Annotated in this window: 12 protein-coding genes and 1 pseudogene; 7 read left to right on the forward strand and 6 right to left on the reverse strand. The window is 69.1% G+C overall.

Annotated elements, in window-relative coordinates; translation table 11 throughout:
- Nucleotides 1–21 precede the first annotated feature (21 nt).
- The 4 genes from EEJ42_RS11775 to EEJ42_RS11790 all read left to right on the forward strand — a co-directional run bounded on the left by EEJ42_RS11775 (nt 22) and on the right by EEJ42_RS11790 (nt 4,072).
- The gene (locus tag EEJ42_RS11775; protein WP_246096378.1) at nt 22–843 is read left to right on the forward strand and encodes a carbohydrate ABC transporter permease; all 822 of its coding nucleotides are present in this window, start codon (nt 22–24) and stop codon (nt 841–843) included.
- 1 nt (nt 844) lies between these two features.
- Nucleotides 845–1,720, forward strand: coding sequence for a carbohydrate ABC transporter permease (locus tag EEJ42_RS11780; RefSeq protein WP_123099887.1), 876 nt, complete (start codon nt 845–847; stop codon nt 1,718–1,720).
- Nucleotides 1,721–1,796: 76 nt separating this feature from the next.
- Entirely contained in the window at nt 1,797–3,584 is a 1,788-nt protein-coding gene (uidA, locus tag EEJ42_RS11785; RefSeq protein ID WP_123099888.1) for a beta-glucuronidase, read from the forward strand.
- A gap of 179 nt (nt 3,585–3,763) precedes the next feature.
- Nucleotides 3,764–4,072: a hypothetical protein gene (locus EEJ42_RS11790; protein WP_123099889.1), complete on the forward strand. Its 309-nt coding sequence runs from the start codon at nt 3,764–3,766 to the stop codon at nt 4,070–4,072.
- A 122-nt stretch (nt 4,073–4,194) separates the two neighbouring features.
- Here EEJ42_RS11790 and EEJ42_RS11795 read toward each other — a convergent pair whose 3' ends face one another.
- The 4 genes from EEJ42_RS11795 to EEJ42_RS11810 form a co-directional block, all read right to left on the reverse strand.
- A complete protein-coding gene (locus EEJ42_RS11795; RefSeq protein WP_123099890.1) occupies nt 4,195–6,858 on the reverse strand; it encodes a family 78 glycoside hydrolase catalytic domain in 2,664 nt (887 codons plus the stop codon).
- A 79-nt stretch (nt 6,859–6,937) separates the two neighbouring features.
- The gene (locus EEJ42_RS11800; RefSeq protein ID WP_123099891.1) at nt 6,938–8,284 is read right to left on the reverse strand and encodes an MFS transporter; all 1,347 of its coding nucleotides are present in this window, start codon (nt 8,282–8,284) and stop codon (nt 6,938–6,940) included.
- Nucleotides 8,285–8,499: 215 nt separating this feature from the next.
- The gene (gene uidA / locus EEJ42_RS11805; RefSeq protein WP_123099892.1) at nt 8,500–10,311 is read right to left on the reverse strand and encodes a beta-glucuronidase; all 1,812 of its coding nucleotides are present in this window, start codon (nt 10,309–10,311) and stop codon (nt 8,500–8,502) included.
- A gap of 84 nt (nt 10,312–10,395) precedes the next feature.
- Entirely contained in the window at nt 10,396–11,604 is a 1,209-nt protein-coding gene (locus EEJ42_RS11810; RefSeq protein WP_123099893.1) for a family 1 glycosylhydrolase, read from the reverse strand.
- A 252-nt stretch (nt 11,605–11,856) separates the two neighbouring features.
- Here EEJ42_RS11810 and EEJ42_RS11815 point away from each other — a divergent pair, with 252 nt between their 5' ends.
- Nucleotides 11,857–12,474 (forward strand): TetR/AcrR family transcriptional regulator, encoded by a 618-nt coding sequence (locus tag EEJ42_RS11815; RefSeq protein WP_123099894.1) that lies wholly within the window; start codon nt 11,857–11,859, stop codon nt 12,472–12,474.
- Between the two features lie 41 nt (nt 12,475–12,515).
- Here the strand turns inward: EEJ42_RS11815 and EEJ42_RS52735 are convergent, their stop codons facing one another.
- Both EEJ42_RS52735 and EEJ42_RS54195 read right to left on the reverse strand, forming a co-directional pair.
- Complete coding sequence (locus EEJ42_RS52735; RefSeq protein ID WP_246096379.1) at nt 12,516–12,905, reverse strand: IclR family transcriptional regulator domain-containing protein; 390 nt, start codon at nt 12,903–12,905, stop codon at nt 12,516–12,518.
- A 265-nt stretch (nt 12,906–13,170) separates the two neighbouring features.
- Nucleotides 13,171–13,476 (reverse strand): annotated as a pseudogene (locus tag EEJ42_RS54195) (hypothetical protein); the annotation flags it as partial.
- Here EEJ42_RS54195 and EEJ42_RS53810 point away from each other — a divergent pair.
- Together EEJ42_RS53810 and EEJ42_RS53815 are read left to right on the forward strand one after the other, a co-directional pair.
- Nucleotides 13,427–14,077 (forward strand): FAD-dependent oxidoreductase, encoded by a 651-nt coding sequence (locus tag EEJ42_RS53810; RefSeq protein ID WP_281291434.1) that lies wholly within the window; start codon nt 13,427–13,429, stop codon nt 14,075–14,077. The pseudogene EEJ42_RS54195 and the gene EEJ42_RS53810 sit on opposite strands and share 50 nt — an antisense overlap.
- On the forward strand, nt 14,074–14,508 hold the full coding sequence (locus tag EEJ42_RS53815; protein WP_281291435.1) for an FAD-dependent monooxygenase: 435 nt from the start codon (nt 14,074–14,076) through the stop codon (nt 14,506–14,508). The genes EEJ42_RS53810 and EEJ42_RS53815 overlap by 4 nt, the downstream gene beginning before the upstream one ends.
- Nucleotides 14,509–14,572 lie beyond the last annotated feature (64 nt).

The following is a 14,572-nucleotide window of genomic DNA, read 5'->3' on the forward strand; positions in this document are numbered from 1 at the left end:
GCCTTCTGCTCACCCTTCATTGTGCTGTTCGCGACGTTCGGCGTCTGGCCGGTCTTCTCCTCCCTGTCCATGAGCGTCACGGACATCACGAGCCGCGACGCACGAACACCATTCATGGTGAACTTCGTCGGCCTCGACAACTACACCACGTTGTTCGGGGATCCAACCTTCGTCCGCGCGGTACTCAACACGCTCTACTTCGTCGCCATCGGAATTCCTCTGACGATGGTGATCGCCCTCTCTCTCGCCGTCGCACTCAACTCCGGGATTCAGCGGGCGAAGGGAATCTTCCGCGTCGCGTACTTCGCTCCGGTAGTGACGAGCATTGTCGCGGTAGCAGTGGTGTGGAAGTACCTCTACCAGTCGGACGGCATGATCAATGCCGCCCTTGCTGCCATAGGAATTCAAGGGCCGGACTGGTTGAACGACCCGGATTGGTCGATGCCCGCGCTCATCCTGATGGCGGTATGGCGGCACTTCGGCATCCCCATGGTGATCTTCCTGGCAGGGTTGCAGTCAGTGCCCGCCGACCTGCATGAGGCAGCCCGCATGGACGGCGCTACGCGCTGGCGCGCTTTCCGAAGCATCACCCTTCCCCTGCTCAGGCCGACCACGCTGGTTGTCGCCGTGCTCCTGAGTATCAGTTACCTCCAGTTCTTCGAAGAACCGTTCGTGATGACGAGTGGCGGCCCACTGGACAGCACGACATCGATCAGTTACTACGCCTACCAGCAATTCGGGTTCGGCAACTACGGCATGGCTTCCGCCGCTTCCTACGTGCTGGTGACCGCCATCGCGCTGCTCAGCTTCGTTCAATTCCGAATCTTCCGAGCGAAAGCCTGACATGATCACCACGACCACCAGCACGACTCGGGCCGGCCTCACCCTCAGCGCACACCGCCGCACCCCACCTGTCCGCCTCATGCTCTACGTCGCCTTGACCGCGGGCATCCTCGCGACGCTGACACCCTTCGCGTGGATGTTCCTGGGATCGGTCAAACCAACGGGGGAAATCGTCGCGCATCCGAGCACCTGGCTCCCCCAGTCCCCGACACTCGCCAACTTCGAACAGCTGCTGTCCAAGCAGAACTTCGAGCTGTACTTCCTCAACAGCACAGTGGTCGCCTTGGCCTGCGTCGCGGGAAATCTGCTGTTCTGCTCGATGGCGGGATACGCCTTCGCGAAGATCGAATTCTTGGGAAAACGCTTCCTGTTCGGTCTCGTCCTCACGATGCTGATCATTCCAGGTGTCACCACCTTCGTGCCGCTCTTCGTCCTCGTCAGCAACATGGGCCTGAGCAACACCTATCTCGGACTGATCCTTCCCTTCCTGGTGACACCACTCGGCGTATTCCTCATGCGCCAGTTCATCCGGGACATCCCGGATTCACTCGTCGAAGCGGCTCGGCTCGACGGTGCGGGAGAAGTACGGATCTTCCTGCGGGTGATTCTTCCGCTCTGCCGGCCCTCTCTGGCGACTCTGGCGATCCTGACATTCCTCGCGCAGTGGAACAACTTCCTGTGGCCACTGGTGATTTCTCAGACCGAGGAACACTACACCCTGCCGGTCGCGCTCGCCTTGTTCTCCGTGGGCGCCAACAGCACCAACTACGGCCTGCTGCTCGCCGGTGCGGTAACCGTCGTCACGCCCATCATCCTGCTCTTCCTCGCCCTCCAGAAACACTTCATTCAGGGAATCGCCAGCACCGGCATCAAATAGGACGCGGTCCCTTCGTGACACGCACATGGCCCCGACCCACCGCGTGACCACCCCGCGGAGAACAGGAGAACTGACGATGCTTCGTCCGCAGGACGGTCCCACCCGCGAACGCCGCTCACTGGGCGGCCTGTGGAAGTTCCGCCTGGACGCGGAGGGAGCCGGCCGCACCGAAGGCTGGTGGCGCTCGCCCCTCGCAGCGGCGGTGGACATGCCGGTACCGGCCAGTTACAACGACATCTTTCCCGATGCGGCAGTCCGCGACCATGTCGGCGACGCCTGGTACCAGACGAGCGTCCGGGTACCGGCCCGGTGGGCAGGGGAACGCGTCGTCCTGCGGTGTGATGCCGCGACGCACCGCGCCACCGCCTGGGTCAACGACACCAAGGTCGCCGAGCATGAGGGCGGCTACACGCCGTTCGAGGCCGACGTCACCGAACAGCTACGGCCGGGAGCCGACAACCGCGTCACCGTCGTCGTCAACAACGAACTGACCTGGGCATCGATCCCGCCCGGCCGCATCGAGGAGCGGCCCGACGGCCGCCGGGTGCAGCGGTACTTCCACGACTTCTTCAACTACGCCGGCCTGCACCGACCGGTCTGGCTCTACACCACCCCCACAGTCCACATCAGCGACATCACGGTAACCACCACCTTCGAGGACACCACTGGCGTGGTCGGCTACCGGGTGGACAGCACCGGAGAGGCCCACTCGGTCCGTATCTCGCTGTTCGACGCCTCAGGCGCCGAAGTGGCCGCGGCCACTGGTGCGGCCGGCACCCTACGGGTGCCCGGCGTGCACCCCTGGGCGCCCGGCGACGGCTACCTCTACGCACTCGAAGCCTCGTTGCTGAACACCGCCGGGGACGTCATCGACAGCTACCGTCAGCCTGTCGGCGTGCGCACCGTGGAAGTACGCGGCAAACAGTTCCTGATCAACGGAACCCCCTTCTACTTCAAGGGGTTCGGCAAGCACGAGGACGCGGCCATACGCGGCAAGGGCCACGACGACGTGCTGATGGTGCACGACTTCGCCCTCCTGGACTGGATCGGCGCGAACTCCTTCCGGACCTCGCACTACCCCTACGCGGAGGAAGTCCTCGACTATGCCGACCGGCACGGTGTGGTCGTGATCGACGAAACGGCCGCGGTCGGCCTCAACCTCAACATCGGCGGAGGCATCTTCAACTCCGGCGAGCGGGTGTCCACGTTCTCCCCCGACACCATCAGCGAGGACACCCGGCGCACCCACCTCCAGGCGATCCGGGAGCTCGTGGCGCGTGACAAGAACCATCCCAGCGTCGTGCTGTGGAGCATCGCGAACGAACCCGACCATGTCCAGCCGGAAGCACGGGACTACTTCGCCCCGCTGGCCGCCGAAGCCCGCCGCATGGACCCGACCCGGCCCGTCGCCTACGTCAACGCGTTGCTCGCGCGACCGGACCAATGTCAGGTCACGGACCTCTTCGACGTCGTCCTGCTCAATCGCTACTACGGCTGGTACGTCGGCCCCGGCGACCTCGAAGCCGCCGAGACCGCGCTGGAGACCGAACTACGGCAGTGGGCGGAGCAGCACGACAAGCCCATCGTCATCACCGAATACGGCGCCGACACCTACCCCGGCCTGCGCAGCACCGTGCCCACTCCGTGGACCGAGGAATACCAGGCCGGCCTGCTCGATGTGTACCACCGGGTCTTCGACCGGATCGACGCGGTGGTGGGCGAGCAGATCTGGCACTTCGCCGACTTCGCCACCGCCCCGGGCGTCTTCCGCGTCGACGGCAACAAAAAGGGGGTCTTCACACGGGAACGCCGCCCGAAGACCGCCGCGTTCAACCTGCGCTCCCGCTGGCGCACGGCCGACTGACCGCCGATGCGGCGTACCGGAACGCGACACCGCCTGCCCCTCAGCCTCCGGCCAGCTCGCTCCGGGCATCGGCCAGTGCGGAGACGACATCCCGCGCGGCGGCACGCACGGTGGCTTCCGTCGGCGTGGCCGGGGGTTCGACGGCCCCCTTGATCACCCGGCCGAGCAGGTCCGCACGGGTGGAAGCCGAGCTGCCGGGCCACCGGATGCCCGTCGGCGGTCATGGCGAGCGTGCCGAGAACATCGCCGTCGCTGGTGAGGATCGCACGGGCCAGGGGCCACCGGACCTGCTCCAGAAAGACCTCCGGGACCAGCCGGCGGGGCAGGGCAACCGCCGGATCCTGCTCGATCCGGGCGGCAATGAGACCCGGCACGTCATGGAACTCACGCCGCAGCAGCTCGGCGAACAGGACCTCCTTCGTCCTCCAATGCAGGTAGACGGTGCCCTTGCCGATGCGGGCGCGGCGCCGCGATCTCGTCGACGGTGACCCGCTTGTAGCCCCACGCCGGCAAAAGCTCCCGGGCGGCGGCCAGGATGCGTTCGGCGCGTTCCCTGTCGGCCGGAAGGGAGGCGGGCGACGGCCGACGTCATCCGCGTGCGGGCCGCGCCTCAACCTCCCTTCGGCATACGGCGGGTGGCGCTGAAGGTGCCGGACGTGACTGCCTCGATGGTGCCGTCGGGGAAGACGACGCACGCGGTACTGGCCGGTGGGACCTCGACGGTGATGGTGAGCTTGTCGCCCGTCATCCGCCACTCGACGGCGATCGTGCCCTGCGGGGACTCGTGTGTGCCCCGGGCCCAGGTCAGCGGCCGGTGCGGGACCGGCGCGACCTCGAAGGATTCCCAGGCGGCCGATCCCGGCGCCTGCCGCAGCCCCAGGGTGTGGGTGTGCAGGAAGCGGATCACGGCGCCCTTGCTGTAGTGGTTCAGGGAGTCGTGGGCGGTGCCGTTCTCGTCGATGCCCTCCCAGTCCTCCCAGATCGTGGTCGCGCCGCGGTCGAGCATGTACAGCCAGGAGGGTGCGGTGCGCCGGAAGAGCAGGTCGTAGGCGATGTCGGCGTGGCCGGTGTCGGCCAGGACCGGGAGCAGGTCGCCGGTGGCGAGGAAGCCGGTGCCGAGGTGGGTGTCGGCGGCACGGATCAAGTCGACCAGGCGCGCGGCGGCGGCCTCGCGCATTTCCTCGGGGACGAGTCCGAGAGCCAGCGCGCGCACATAGCCGGCCTGGGTGTCGCCGGTGGTGCGTCCATCGGGGGCGAGGAACTCGGTGCGCCAGGCGTCGCGGATGCGCTCGGCGGTCCCGGTGTAGCGGGCTGCGTCCTCGGTGTGGCCCAGCACCCTGGCGACACCGGCGAGGGTCGCCGTCGAGCGGTACAGGAACGCGGTGCCGAGCTCGCCCTTGTCGGCCATGAACCAGGCGATGGGGTTGGTCTTGATCGGGTCGATGCGGGTGCCGTCGGCCGCCTTCGCCTTCGGCTCGGTCCACTCGCCCCAGTGGAAGGAGCCGTCCCACAGGTACCGCTCGTGCGGGAGGGGCTCGGCCGAGCGCTCGGTCCGGGACTGGTGGCGCGCGGTGCGGGCGGTCCGCAGCGCCCATTCGACCCAGCGGACCATCGCTTCCCAGTTCTCGGCGAGCGCCTCTCGGTCGCCGTAGGACTCGTACAGCTCCCAGGGAACGGCGACGATCGCGTCGCCCCAGCCGGCGGAGCCGGTCATCAGGGCGAACTGGTCGTCCAGGTGGTCTTTGATGCGTCGGCCGTCGGGCGAGAAGTTGGCGATCCGGCCGTCGGGCAGCTGGTCGTCGCGGACGGAGCGGAGCCATTTGCGGCTGAAGCCGAGGACGTCGTACAGGCGCGTGGCGGTCGGTGCGAAGACCTGGTAGTCGCCGGTCCAGGCAAGACGTTCGCGGGTCGGGCAGTCCGTGGGCACGTCGACGGCGTTGCCGCGGAAGCTCCACTCGGCGATCTCGTGGAGGCGGGTGAGGTCGTCGTCGCTGCACGCGAAGGTGCCGGTGCGGCGCAGGTCGGTGTGGACGACGCGCATGGTGAGGCTCGCGGGGTCGAGCGGGGCGGCGCCGTTGCGGCGGATGCGCGCATACCGGAAGCCGTGCACGGTGTGGCGCGGCTCGAACGCCTCGCCACGGCCCGCGGAGACGGCCTCGTCGCGCTGGACGAAGGTGATGGGCTTCTCGCCGGGCCGGGCGGAGTCCAGGTGGGCAGTCGTCAGATCGCCGTCGGCGCCGACGTGCTCGCCGTAGTCGACCACGGTGCGGGTACCGGCCGCTCCGAGGTCGCTCAGGGCGACCCAGCCGGAGGCGTTCTGCCCGAAGTCGGCGATCCAGCGCCCGTCTTCGAGCCGCTCGACCGACTCTGCCGGACGCGACTCCACGACGCGAACGGGCGGCGCCGGCGACCAGTCGATCGCAGGCGCCTCGACCTGGTCGACGAGGACGGGCTGCCCGGTGCCGGGCCGACCGCGGAAGTCGGTGGTCTGCCCGTCCATGAGGTCGGCCCGGGTGATGGCCGACCTCGTGCTCGTCCAGGTCTCGTCGCTTCGCACGACCTGGTGGGAGCCGTCCTTGTAGGTGATGTGCAGCTCGGCCCGTGCGCCGAGCACCGTGCCCCAGCCGGCCGGCAGACGGAAAGCGCCGACCTGCCCCCGGTACCAACCGTCGGAGAGGACGATCTCGATCAGGTTGCCGCCCGCCGTGACGGCGGCCGTGACGTCCGATGCCTGGGCGTAGAGCGTGCGGTCGTAGGAGGTGGTCCCGGGCGACAGTTCGGCGGTGCCGGCCCGCTCACCGTTCACATACGCCTCGTACACGCCGAGCGCCGTCGCGTACCACCGCGCCGAGCGCACCCCGGCCCGTGCCTCGAACCGCGTCGTCAGGGTGTGGGCCGGGCGCTTGCCGTAGCCGGGGTCGCCGGATTCGACCGGCGATATCCAGCGCGCCCGCCAGTCCTCATTGAGGAGGCCGACCTCGAACGTGTTCCACTCCGACCACGGCGACGGACCCTCGGCGGCGTCGGCCCGGACCCGCCAGGCCACCTGCCGGCCGCTGCCCAGCGCCGCCCAGGGCCAGCGGAGGAACCGGTGCCGGCCGGGCGCGGCCCTCACCGCGGGCTGCGCCTCGCCGTCGACGGTGCACTCCAGCTCGTACTCCGCCGGGCGGCCCGCGTCCGACGGCGGCTTCCACGACAGGCGGGGGGCGGGTCCCGACACGGCGAACTGGTCACCGCCGCTGTCGATGCACAGGTCGTACGGTGCGTTGTTCATGCTCTGCTTTCCCGGAAGTCGATGAACTCTGGTGTTGCTGACGGAGGTTGTCGCGGCGAGCGAGTGCCGGGGTGCCCTTTCACCGGACCGACGTGACCTTGAACTTGACGATCAGGCCGCCGGCGAGCGCGAGGAGCGCGCCGCTCAGATAGAGCAGTGTGTAGTTCTTGTCGCCGCCCGTGACGCCGATGGTGATGATGAGCGGGGCGATGAGCGGGGCGATGGCGCTGGGGATCTTCTGCGCGAACGCGACGACCGCGAGGTAGCGGCCGGCCTGAGCCCGGTCCGGGAGGACTGCGAACACGATCGCCTGGTCGACGGCGCTGAACAGCGCGATGGCGAGCTGCATCAGCACCGCGCCGACGACGAGCTGGGGCAGCGAGTGGGCGAATGCCTCGGTGACGGCCCCGGCGACGAAGATCGTGGAACCCAGCAGGGTGAACAGCTTGCGCCTGCCCAGCTTGTCGGAGAGGAAGCCACCCCCGATGGCGCCGCCGGCTGCCGCCAGCACCCCGATGGTCCCGATGGTCGCGACGACGCCGGCGACCTCCTTGATGGGCAGGTCGAGCCGCTGGGCGTAGAAGAACGTGCCGAAGGTGGTGTTGAAGTACAGGCCCATGAAGAAGACGAAGCGGCCGAGCCAGTTCCAGCCGAAGTCGGGGTACTTCCGCGGATTGAACCCGTAGCTGGCGACCATGCCTTTGAGGGTCACATCGCTGGTGTGGACGAGTTCACGGGAGTCTCCTTCCGGTTTGAAGACCGGGAACAACAGCAGCAGCGCGGCTCCGAGGACGCCCGGGACGAGGAACACCAGGAGGGTGCTGGAGGCCACCGTGTACGCGATGCCTATGCCGATCACCGGCGCTATCTGCGTCATGACGCTGCTCAGCGCCGAGACACGGCCGCGCTGCTCCTCGGGCACGCGGTCGGCTTGGACGTTCTGGATGGCCTGCCCGGCCGTGGACCAGCCGACCATGCCGACGACCCATGACAGGCCCACCAGGAGGACGGTGGGGGCGACGGCGATGCCGCAAAGCCCGACGATGCCGAGAACCGTCCCGACGATCATGAAGGGTGTCCTGCGGCCGAGGCGGGAGCGCCTCCGGTCGCTCCAGAAACCGATCAGGGGGCTGAGGACGAGGTAGACGAATTGGGCGGACCCGGTGACGTATCCGAGCAGTTCCTCGCGTCCGGGGGCGAGGTCGGAGATCCGCAGTGCCAAGGAGTAGGACAGCGGAACCATCAGGGCCAGCGAGGCCCCGAAGTTGGCGATCATCATCCAGGTGAGGTAGTCCGTGCCGACCTTCTCCAGTGGCGGCGCCTCGATCTCGGGGGCGGGGGCCTCGGTCGGCTCCCCGCCGTCGCCCTTCGCCGGCTCGGTCGGAGGGGGTCCGGCCACGCTGATGTCGCGATCGTTTTGAGCCATGAGGACTCCTTCGTCTCATGATGGCCAGGTGGCACGGCAGTTGGCGGAGGACGGCACGCGTTCGTGGATGACCTGGTGGGACCGCGATCCGACCCGGTGCGATGTCAGGCCCGGTGGCAGGCGATTGCCACCGGGGTTTCCGCAGTGTTGACGATCGGGCCCACACCTGCAGCGATCATGGCTGGGAGGACCGCGCGGGACCGTTCGAAGCCGCGTCAGTCATCCGCGGCGTGGCCGGGCTTGCGCCCGTCCAGGCCGCGCCAGCGGCGGCGGAGGGCGAACGCGGCCGTCTTCGGCTTGCGGTCGCGGGTGAACACGCCCTTCTTGTTGCCGTCGACCCGGTGGATGCCGGCGCCGGTCTGGAAGTCGGCGAAGTTCCAGACGTGTTCACCGATGAACTCGGGGATGCGGTCGAAGACGCGGTGGTACATGGCGAGGTAGTCGCTCTGGTACTCCTCGCTCCACGGGGTGTCCCAGACGGAGTGCAGCCCGGGCTGGGTGTCGGCGCCGTACTCGGACATCATGACCGGCTTGCCGAAGCGTTCGGCCCAGCCGCGGAGGTCCTGCTCCAAGTGCTGCTCGGCGGTGGCGAGGTCACCGGTGAAGAGGTACCAGCCGTAGTAGCGGTTGATGCTCAGTACGTCGAACAGGTCGCCGATCAGGTCGTTCTGCGGCGTGGCGAACATGACCGCGGCGTAGGTGAGGGGGCGGGTCGGGTCGAGCTTGCGGGCCAGCTCGACCAGCGGCTCGAAGTACTCGCGGGCGCCGTCCTCGTTGGAAGCGGGTTCGTTGGCGAGGCACCACATCACCACGCTCGGGTGGTTCTTGTCCCGTTCGATCAGTTCACGCAGGTGCTGGGCGTGGACGTCGTGGGTGGGCCCGCCGAAGTTCTCGGGCGCGAAGGTCGGGGTCGGCGCGGCGCCGGTGAGGCCGCCCATGACGCCCAGGTTGAGGCCGACGGCGGCGGTTTCGTCGATGACGACGATGCCGTGCCGGTCGGCGAAGTCGAGCACCTCCTCCGCGTACGGGTAGTGGGCGGTGCGGAAGGAGTTGGCGCCGGTCCACTGAAGGAGCTGGACGTCGTGGACGAGGTACGCGTCGTCGTGGCCCTTGCCGCGGACGGGGATGTCCTCGTGCTTGCCGAAACCGGTGAAGTAGAACGGTTCGCCATTGATGAGGAATTCGGTGCCCCGCACTTCGACGGTGCGGACACCGAAGGGCTGGGCGTAGCTGTCGACGGTCTCGCCGTCGGTGACCAGCTCCACCACGAGGTCGTAGAGGTAGGCGGCGCCGGGCTGCCAGAGGGTGACGTCCTCGATGCGGAGGACACCCTCGGGGCCATGTGCCTCCGCCACGGTCCGGCCCGCCTCGTCGACCGCGCGCACCCGGACGGCGGTCGTCTCGGCGGCCTCGCCGGCAGTCTCCACGCGGTAGTCGACGATGCCGGCCGCGCCGTCCCGTCCGGTGACGATCGTGACGTCCTCGACGAAGGTGAGCGGTGTGCTGCACAGGCGGACCGGGCGTGCGATGCCCGCGTAGTTGTAGAAGTCGTGCAGGTACGACTGGCGTTCGCGGCCGTCGGGGCCGGTGGTGACGGTGCCCGGCGGGATCGTCTCGTTCGTCAGCCGGTTGTCGACGCCGACCGTCAGCCGGAACTCGGCACCGGGGCGGACGACCCCGCCCAGGTCCACCTCGAACGGGGTGTAGCCGCCGGTGTGTTCGGCCACGAGCCGGTCGTCCACGTAGACCTGCGCGGAATGGGTGACGGAGCCGAAGCGCAGGACCACCCGCTCCCCCGCCCAGCCGCGCGGCACCCGCACATCGCGCTGGTACCAGACGACTCCGACGTGGTCACGTATCTCGGCGTCGACGAACAGGTCGTTGTAGCTGGCGGGGACGGGGGCTTCGAGCGGCGAGGTGAGCCGGGACGTCCACGGGGTGTCGGCGGCGCGGGTGCCGAGGGCGAACCGCCAGAGGCCGTCGAGGCTGACGATGTCGCGGGTGGGGCTGGTGCGGGGCGAGAGCATGGGGCTCCTACGCGTCGTTGCGGGGCAGTGGCCCGAGCAGGACAGAGGTGGGTACGGCGTCGGATTTAATCGTTTCACCGGGCGTCAGTTGAGCCCGCGACGGGCGGTTTCGCCCAGCCAGGCGAGGCTGGGCTTGGGGCGGCGCTCGAAGGTCTCGCGGTCGACCTCGATCAGGCCGAACGTCGGCTCCCAGTGGCCCCACTCGTAGTTGTCCAGCAGGCTCCAGTGCAGGTAGCCGCGTACGTCGATGCCGTGGCCGTCGGCGATCGCAGCCCCGAGGTGCTTCAGGGCCTCGCCGGTGTAGGCGATCCGACGGGTGTCGTCGCGGGTGGCGATGCCGTTCTCGGTGATCAGGATCGGCATGCCTCCGGTGACCTCGGCGGTGTGCCGTACGGCGATGCTCAGGGCGTCGGGCCGGTAGGCGGTTCCGACGAGCGTGTTGTCCGGGTGCTGCGGGTGGGGCTCGATGCCGTCCGGGCCGACCCACTGACTGGAGTACGACTGCACGCCGACGAAGTCGTCGCCGCGCGCTCCCTCCAGATAGAGGTCCTCCCAGACGTACTCCAGCTCCCGCTTCTTCTCCTCGGCCCCCGGGCGGGCGACGAAGGCGCGGTTGGCGACCGTCCAGCCGACCTTCGCGCCGGTGCGCTCGCGCAAGCCGTCCCGTACGGCGTGGTGCGCCTCGACCAGCCGTTCGCCGATCTTCACGTCGGGGGCCGGCAGCGGCGGCCGCGGCCCCTCGTTGTCCACGGTGGGGCTCTGCCACTCCCCGCCCGCCTGCTGGTTCCGCATGGCCTGGGCCATGCCGACCATGATGGCCAGCATGTTGGGCTCGTTCATGGTGACGAGCCACTCGACACCTTCGAGGATCGGGGAGACCGCCTCGGCGTACGCCCGGAACCGCTCGGTGGCGTGTTCGCCGAGCCAGCCGCCTTCCTGGGCGAACCAGAGCGGGCTGGTGAAGTGGTGCAAGGTCACGACCGGGGTCAGGCCGAGCTCGAAGGCTGTTTCGATCATGCGCCGGTAATGGGCGAGTTCGGCCCGCGAGATCATGCCGGGGACCGGCTCGATGCGGGCCCACTCGATGCCGAAGCGGTAGGCGTTGAGCCCGGCGTCCGCGAGCAGCTTCATGTCCTCGCGGTACCGGTGGTAGCTGTCGCAGGCGTCGCCGCTGCGCTCCATGCCGGGGACGCGCCCCTCGCTCGCCCAGAAGTCGCTGTTGAGGTTGTTGCCCTCGATCTGGTGCGGTGCGGTGGAGGCTCCCCAGAGGAACCCGGGAGCGGGTTCGGTCATCGTCGGCTGCCTTCCTGAGTGTCGGTGGTGACGGGCGCGGTGGCACTCGCGCCGCGTCCGGGTCGTACGGACGACCTTCGTCAGCGCGCCCGTGCGCGGGTATGTCGGCGGGCGATCACCAACACTTACCATGTGGTTGGTTTTCGATCGGAAGGTAGACCGGGACCACAAGGGCGGGAAGACTGTTGCTCGGCTTCGTAATCAGAGCGTTACATATCGGCGCATAACCTGAGTGAGGAGAGGGAGCACATCGTGACTCAGGCAAAGGCCCGCGGACCGTACGCCAAGACGGCGGCCCGGCGGGCGGAGATCGTGCGGGCGGCACGGGACAGTTTCGCCGAGCACGGTTTCACCAAGGCCTCCCTGCGAGACATCGCCGAACGGGCCGGCATCACCCACGCGGGCCTCCTGCACCACTTCCAGAACAAGGACGACCTACTCGCCGCGGTGCTCGCCGAGCGGGACACCGAGGAGTGGCAGTACGGCCTGTCGCGGGTGGCGGGCATGGACGAGCTCGCGCCGCACCTCGGCGAACTCCTGCGCCACCACCAGAAGTCACCCGAGCTGATGCGCCTGTGGATCGAACTCGCCGCGGCCGCCTCGCGCCCGGATCACCCGGCACACGCCTACTTCGTCCAGCGCTACGACGTGGGGCGCGCGCACTTCGCCCAGGGCATGCGCGAGAAGGCGGACCGCGGCGAACTGCACGCTGGGCTCGCTCCCGAACACGCGGCCACTCTCCTTCAGTCCGTGCTCAACGGCCTTCAACTCCAGTGGCTCCTCGACCACGACCTGGACATCGTCGGCCCCGTCCACGCGTTCCTGGACCTGATCTTCCAGACCCAAGCGGGTGAGCCGGGCGGGGCATGATGCCGGCGCAGCGCGCCCCGCACCCGCTCGGGCAAGCGGCCCTACCGGACTCCGGCTGATGGGCGCCATCCCAGTCTGCGGGACACGGCCAGCCCGGAGGCGATGACCGCCGGACGTACCGTCCGGAGATCGACCGACCCGGCGCTGACGACGACCGACAGGGCCGCGACGACCTCGCCGTCGGCGTTGATGACGCGGGTGGCCACTGACTCGACCCCCGGTGTCCTTTCCTGACGGACGACGGCCACTCCGGTCTCGCGGCACTCGGCCAGCAGCGCCCGCAGCCGCACCGGAGCGGTGACGGTGCGGTCGGTGTACGCCCGAAGGCCCTGCGCGATGACCTGCTCCGTCAGCTCGGGCCCGGCGTGGGCCAGCAGGACCTTGCCCACGCCGGAGCAGTGCAACGGCAGCCTCCCGCCGATCTTCGACACGACGTCCACCGCGTTTGCCCGCCGACAACCGCTCGACGAGAACCGCCTCGGTGCCCTCCAGTACCGCGAGCTGTACGTGCTGGCGCAGCGCCGTATGCAGGTCGTCCATGAAGGGGAGCGCGATGGTGCGCAGCGGAATGCTCAGCGGCGCCAGGGTGCCCAGTTGCCACAGCCGGAGGCCGACGCTGAAGGAGCCGTCCGGTGCCCGGTCCAGCGCCCCGGCTTCGACGAGTTCCAGTGCCAGCCGGCGCACGGTGGCATGGGGCAGCCCCGTCTCACGGCTCAGGTCGGCGAGGGTGAGCCGGGAGCGGCCGGGCCGGAACGTGAAGAGAACATCGAACAGCCGCGCACTCACGCTGCGTCCGGGCTGGTTCGTACGGGGCATCAGACCTCCGCTCCCCATGGGGGCCGCCGAAAGTGGACGTCCATTGAATGGACATGGCCGGTCCGGATGGTGCGGCACGTCGGTGAGGATCCGAGTCACACCAGGACGTTCGCCATCGAGGCTGAGGAGTGGCTCCATGCCCGACCTTGTGCACGGCCCGCGGATCGCCATCATCGGGAGTGGCATCGGTGGCCTGGCAGCCGCCGCCTTCCTGCGCCGCGCGGGACTGACCGCCACCGTCTACGAGCAGGCGCCCGCCCTCACCGAGGTCGGCGCCGGACTCGTCGTGGCCCCCAACGCCGTACGGCTGCTGCGCCGCCTCGGCACCATGGAGCGGTTCCTGCGCCGGGCCGTGCCGCTCGACCGGGGCTGGGAGTTCCGTCGCTGGGCCGATGGGAGCGTGCTCTCGGTGGAGAACCTGAGCGGTGTGTGCGAGCGGCTCTACGGCGAGCGCACCTATGTCGTTCACCGGGCCGATCTGCTCGACACCGTCAGGACGGCCGTGCCCGGCGAGTGGATCCGTCTGGGCGCGCGCTGTACCTCGGTCGCGGCGGACCCGGACGGCGCCCTGCTGCGCTTCGCCGACGGCCGCCGGGTCGAGGCCGATGTCGTCATCGGTGCCGACGGCGTGCATTCCGTCGTCCGCAATACGGTGGCCGAGCCCGCGCCGCCGGAGTACTCCGGCTCGCAGCCGCCCCTGCCGAGGACAACCTCGACGAGTCCTGGAGCGCTACGGCCACGGTCGAGGAGTTCCACGCCGAGTTCGCCGGCTGGGACCCGCGGGTGACGGACCTCATCACCGCCGGTGGCGTCCCCGGGCGCTGGGCGCTGCTGGACCGGGCACCCCTGCGGCGCTGGACGCGAGGGAGGATCACGCTGCTCGGTGATGCCGCGCACCCGATGTTCCCCTTCTTCGCCCAGGGTGCGGCCCAGTCCATCGAGGACGCCGCGGTGCTGGCGCGCTGCCTGGCCGGGTCCGTAAACGACCCCGAACAGGCGCTGAAGCGGTACGAGTCGGCACGGATCGAACGCACCACACGGCTTCAGCAGGCCAGCCACGCCCGCCGGGACGTCAACCACCTGCCCGACGGACCCGGGCAAGAGGCGCGCGACGCGGCGCTCGCCGGGTCCGACCCCTGGTGGGCAACGGCTGGATCTACGGTTACGACGCCGAGGCGGCGTTCGCCTCCTGACCAGGGGACTTCAGCAGACATGTGACGGCTCCCGGTCCTTCGGCATCAGGCCTGGCGGATGTCGGTTGTAAGGTCGTCGGTGTGACAGC

Origin of the sequence: Streptomyces botrytidirepellens (genome assembly GCF_003721215.1) — a bacterium.
GTDB lineage: Bacteria > Actinomycetota > Actinomycetes > Streptomycetales > Streptomycetaceae > Streptomyces > Streptomyces himastatinicus.

Bases quoted from the DNA above. Each gene is read 5' to 3' on its own strand.
- EEJ42_RS11800 (WP_123099891.1), bottom strand. From the start codon at position 8,284: ATGGCTCAAAACGATCGCGACATCAGCGTGGCCGGACCCCCTCCGACC.
- EEJ42_RS11810 (WP_123099893.1), bottom strand. From the start codon at position 11,604: ATGACCGAACCCGCTCCCGGGTTCCTCTGGGGAGCCTCCACCGCACCG.
- EEJ42_RS11780 (WP_123099887.1), top strand. From the start codon at position 845: ATGATCACCACGACCACCAGCACGACTCGGGCCGGCCTCACCCTCAGC.
- uidA (WP_123099892.1), bottom strand. From the start codon at position 10,311: ATGCTCTCGCCCCGCACCAGCCCCACCCGCGACATCGTCAGCCTCGAC.
- uidA (WP_123099888.1), top strand. From the start codon at position 1,797: ATGCTTCGTCCGCAGGACGGTCCCACCCGCGAACGCCGCTCACTGGGC.
- EEJ42_RS53810 (WP_281291434.1), top strand. From the start codon at position 13,427: ATGCCCGACCTTGTGCACGGCCCGCGGATCGCCATCATCGGGAGTGGC.
- EEJ42_RS11795 (WP_123099890.1), bottom strand. From the start codon at position 6,858: ATGAACAACGCACCGTACGACCTGTGCATCGACAGCGGCGGTGACCAG.